The 5,426-nt window shown below is 31.6% G+C and carries 4 protein-coding genes; all 4 read left to right on the forward strand.

What is annotated here, in order from left to right; genetic code table 11:
• Window positions 1–1,301: 1,301 nt before the first annotated feature.
• Complete coding sequence (locus tag HMPREF2637_RS05315; protein ID WP_002887170.1) at window positions 1,302–2,132, forward strand: ParA family protein; 831 nt, start codon at window positions 1,302–1,304, stop codon at window positions 2,130–2,132.
• On the forward strand, window positions 2,116–2,640 hold the full coding sequence (locus HMPREF2637_RS05320; protein ID WP_045772559.1) for a hypothetical protein: 525 nt from the start codon (window positions 2,116–2,118) through the stop codon (window positions 2,638–2,640). The genes HMPREF2637_RS05315 and HMPREF2637_RS05320 overlap by 17 nt, the downstream gene beginning before the upstream one ends.
• Window positions 2,641–3,359: 719 nt before the next feature.
• Window positions 3,360–4,823 carry a replication initiation protein gene (locus HMPREF2637_RS05325; RefSeq protein WP_045772560.1) on the forward strand — a complete coding sequence of 488 codons (1,464 nt, stop codon included), beginning with the start codon at window positions 3,360–3,362 and terminating at the stop codon, window positions 4,821–4,823.
• A gap of 263 nt (window positions 4,824–5,086) precedes the next feature.
• Window positions 5,087–5,426, forward strand: a 340-nt coding sequence (tnpA, locus tag HMPREF2637_RS05330; protein ID WP_070839510.1) for an IS200/IS605 family transposase, incomplete at its 3' end; no start/stop codon positions are given.

Here is a 5,426-nt window from a genome sequence, read left to right on the forward strand (position 1 = left end):
ATAGCTAAAAGCGAGTACGCTCCCTTTTAACCCAATCAAACATGTGATACCTATTGCTGGGACAGAACCAGTAATAGCATCTCCTCTTCCATGTTTACTTTTAAAATAGTCACTTGACTATGAATTCACCGTTAGAGGTAGTGAAAAAAGATATAAATATAATTATTTATGACTTTAGTATAGCAAAGAGAAACTAACATTACAAGTTAATCGTTATTCGAATTATAACTATATATACTACTCTTCATTGTATTATATACTATACATAGTCTATAGTTTACAACACATTATGTATAGCTCACCATTCGTAACAAACGTAGAACCAAACGTCATGAAATAAAAGCATACAAGATACATTACTAAACTATGTATCTTGTATCGTAAATCACCTATTACGCTCTTTATACTATTTTTTATATATAACTTATTAAACAATAAAATGTAATCATATATATAGTTTCAAAATGTATCGTTCACTATACATCGTAGACTATCTACAATATACGATAAATAATAAACAATATATTATTTACACTACATATTGTATCGTGTATAGCAATGTATGTTGATGTTCTTTATTTTCAGAAGTATTTAATAAAAGATATACGATACAATACTTAGTAATACATTATTTAACTATATACTCTACATCGTCTATAATATACGATAAAAGATTTACAATTTGTTTCATTACTCATATATATAGTAATGCTATGTATAGTGTAGTGTGTAAATTGTATTACGTTTGAGTTAGAACTCGAATATGATGCTATACACTATATATCAATACAGTATGTATAATATATAGTGGTAATATACATCGTCTAATATACATTATCTTATTTTATATAACATATAGTGTATCGGGTATACTCTAGTTATGGTTTGATACTCTGTAATATTTTTTGTTATTGAATAGTATAAGGAATAGATGAAAGATATACGATATAATACTTAGCAATACATTATTTAATAATATATTTTACATCGTCTACCGTACATTCTTATATTTTATATAATATATAATGTATCGTGTATTATTCTTGCTGAGTTTTGATACTATGATATATGCTTTCTTTCAAAACAGCATATAGTGAACGATACACTATGTATAACTTAATACGTAACAATCAGGTTTTAAAAAGTTTTATATACTATACATAGTGTATCTTGTATTATTTACGATATATCTACATACTACTTGATATTCGATTTCTATATGGTATACTTTAAGTAGTTAATTACATGTATCGTTTTGTTATACATAGTGTATCGTATATATTGTATTGAGAGGAGTAGATATGGTTGCAAATACAATCGTAGTAATGGATGAAAAAGGAGGAGCAGCCAAAACAACATTAAGTTTATTATTGGCTCAAGCTCTAGGAAATGCTGGCTATAAAACGTGTGCAGGTGACTTAGATGGACAGTGCAATCTAACTACAGCAGCAGGAGTGAACGAAGACGAACAAGAAGGTATTTATTCTGTACTAAAAAAAGAAGTAGAAGTAGCTGATGCTATTGTCCCGGTTGACGGATATGATCTGCTTCCAGGTAGTAAGCTGATGAAGAACTGGGAGAGTGAAGCATCTGGTTTAAAAGATAGAGATTTTCGTTTAAGAAATGTTGTTCAAGATATCAATGACTACTATGATTTTGTTCTCTTTGATACCCCTCCTTTCTTTGGCGTTTCAACAACTAGTACGCTTTTTACTAATTCTAAAGTTTTTGTACTTATCCCTACAACACCTGATAAGTTTGGTATCGAAGGTGTAAAGGATACAATCGAAGATATTGAAGCAGTTCAAGAAGGATTCTCTTTCTTTGGAATTGATATTGTTATAGCTGGGATCGTTATAACTCAGGTTGATAAAGGGCCAGGCTTTAGTAAAAAATCAATTAAACAAGTCAAAGCAAGAGAAGCAGTATCAACTCTTGAGAAAATTGCGGAAGAACATAATACTAAAGTTTTTGAGCAATACTTATTTAATAATAAACAATACAAAGATATGATTGCTAATCAAGCAAATGTTTTTACAAATAGTGGCTATAGCATCCCTCAAAAACAAATCACAAATGTTATGAATGAACTAATTAAGACGATTGGAGAACACGATGCCGAAAAAGCTTAATACAATCCAACAAAGAAATTTTAATAACCTTTTATCAGCTGTTGAATCAAATGATCGCACAACAGCTAAAGAAGTATTTGACCGTTTTTTTAAAGGGAAAGAGATTGAAGAAGTAGTAATTGATAAACTTAAGGAGAAGCATGATATTGCTTTTCTAACTGAAGAAATTGTAGAACCCAAAAAGGCTGCTGTTTCTCCTAAAAAAGTAAACATTGTTACTCAGAAAAAAGAAAAAAACAAAATTCCTACTAAACTTGAACCAGCAAAAACCCCGGAAGAAAAAGTGCGTTCAAATCTAAACATGACACAATTATCAATGTCTCGTTTTAGTGCATTAAGAGCTGTTTTAAATAAAAAAGACCTCAAAGGAGAAAATGGCAATTATCCTAAACGTGGAGGATCTGATAAGCTATTCACTGAAATGTTAGATCAGATGTACCAACTTCTAGATGAAGAACAAAAAGAGTTGTTTAATACATTGGTAGAAACTGAGATGAGTTTTAAATAATCTAATTTAACATGTAGTTATCATACAAAAATGTAGGTAACTCGAATTGAAATCATTTTTTGCATACAAAAGTGTAGGTAATTACTACACTTTTTGTTTTGTTGTGATTTTAAATATAGTTTAGAGAGAACATAGTGATGTTTTAAAGCTTATTATTACTAATTTTGTTTTAGTAATAATAGTTTAAATAGTATTAAGTAGTATTAAGTAGTATTAAGTGGTTAATTATAGTAACTAAGTAGTTAATTATAGTTTAAGTAGTAGAACTCCTGAAACCCTTGCTATTATTGAGCTAAGCCTACCTTTATCATATAAAAGTGTATGTATATCCTACATATTGGCAGGTATATCATATAACTTTGCATGAAAGTCACACAAAGTTGTATGTTAAGTCTACAAAAATGTATGTATGTCATATAAAATTGCAGGCGTATCCTACAAAACGGTATGTATGTCCTATAAATTTGTATGTTAAGTCTACAAAAATGCATGTATGTCATATAAAATTGCATGTATATCCTACAAAATGGTTGTAAATTTAAAAAAATACTATGAAAATCAGAATATTAGTGATATAATGTCATACAAAAGGGTTGTAAATTAATATTTTTATACCCTGTCACATATTGCAGTAAGTAATTAGCTTGTAGTAAAATAATTACTTTTATTTAAAATACAACCAAAATGTATGATGAATGAACTAAGAGAGGTAGAAGCATTTGGTAGAGAATAGAGAGTTCAGAGAGATCATCAAATATGATAATAAGTTTACCCAAATGTTCCAACTTGGAGACCTTTCTCCTCTTCAAGAAAACATGATTTATTCTATATTTGGTGAGTTGCGAGATGTTTATGACGAAAACGAAGCAGCAATCTTTTCTTATTCGAGTCTGGCAATGCTAGCAGGAAATACATTTTACAGCTCTAGGGAACAAAAAATTGTTCCTAGGACTGGTAAACGCTTTGAAACTACAGTTGAGGAACTAGAGGAAAGAATGACTAAAATTGTATATCGACATCCCGAAAAGGTTGTCGATGGTAAGGTAGTCTCTTACACCTCCATCCCACTGTTCAAGACCTTTAGAGTAGACCACGAAAATAAACTCATTAAAATCCACTTGTCTGATGCGGAATATACTGAATATGATGAAGTAACTACAGAAGATGGAACAAAAGTAAAAGTAGCGGTTAGGCGTACAGTTAAAGACCTTTTTAACAACCCAGAGTGGGGTAAAAAAGCTAAGTACATTCAGTATGGTCGTGACTACCATAATCTATTGAAGAGTAAGTATTCTAAACGATTATTTAGACATTTAGCAGACTGGCGTAAAACAGGCTTTGTAAAAGATACAGCTCACGAGCTTGAGCAAGAAGTTTTGATTTTGGATAGTCCTAGTTTACTTCGTTCGAAAGGTACTAAGCTGCAACAAGCAATGGATGAAATCAATACGCTATTGGTCGATGAGCATGGACTTCCTGTTATTCAAGATTTGACAGTCGAGCGAATCAAAAAAGGAAAATCAATTACCCACTATATATTTAGGTTTAAACCGTTCGATGACGATTTGAGACGTATTGTTGCAACAAACGATAAAGTCATTACCTTTGAGAAGAAGAAGGAGTTAGACTTCAAACGTAAGATGGCTATTGTCATGGAGAAATTCTACACTGTTTTTCCTAAAGGGAGCAAAGCTGACAACTACAATAATAAAAATCAACTCAAACGTTGGCTTGAAACAATGGACCATGAACTAGTTATTGAGGCGTTGGAAAGAACAGGAAGTGATGCAAACCGTACTTTTGGTTGGACAAGAACATTGCTCAATAAATGGGAAGTAGCGGGATACACAAAGCTTTCAGACTTGAGAGATAGTCACCCAACTAATAAGGATAATCGTCCTTCAAATGTTCCAGACTGGTCTGAGCCAAACTATGAAAATGGAACGGATGACAAAGACCGTTTAAGACTAGTAGTGGTAGCAGTAAAATCAGCAATTAAAATAGAACTCTCAAAGATTCCTGACGAAGATAATAAGTCGGATATTAAACATTTAGCAGAGAAACTGTTACAAGAGAAGCTGTGGGAACTTAAAGATAAAGGATTAGAGTCACTGTCTGATAGTCATTTTGAAGAGACAAGAGAACAACTTTTGACTGAGATACTTGATTATTTTAAAGTATAACTTCAGTTGTATTTTTGTAAATAGATTATATATATAATAGCGATACACGATGTATCGCTATTTTGTTATGCGATTTTAAGTCCGTTTCGCTCCAAAGGTGCGAAACAAATAAACGACCCGCTATGCGGATGCGCATCGAAGGTTATACCGTCATAACAAAAAAACTCCAAACGAGTTACAATATAGGTGTTCAAGCCAATTGTAAAACGGAAGGAGTTAAGACTATGGCGCAAAAAGCTCACAGTTTATCACATACAAAATGAATGTGTAAGTACCACATTGTATTTACACCTAAGTATAGACGAAAAATAATCTATAATCAATATAGGAGTAGTCTGGGAGAGATTTTTCATAGACTATACCACTATAAAGGTGTTGAAATAATTGAAGGCCACTTAATGCCAGATCATGTCCACATGTTAGTAAGTATTCCCCCACGAATGAGTGTGGCTAGTTTTATGGGATATTTAAAAGGTAAAAGTGCATTAATGATGTTTGAAAAACACGGCAATTTAAAATATAAATTTGGTAACAGACATTTTTGGGCAGAAGGTTATTATGTAAGTACAGTAGGACTTAATGAAGCCACAATTAAGAAATATA

The sequence above is a fragment of the Streptococcus sp. HMSC065H07 genome, from assembly GCF_001837325.1.
Lineage (GTDB): Bacteria > Bacillota > Bacilli > Lactobacillales > Streptococcaceae > Streptococcus > Streptococcus salivarius_H.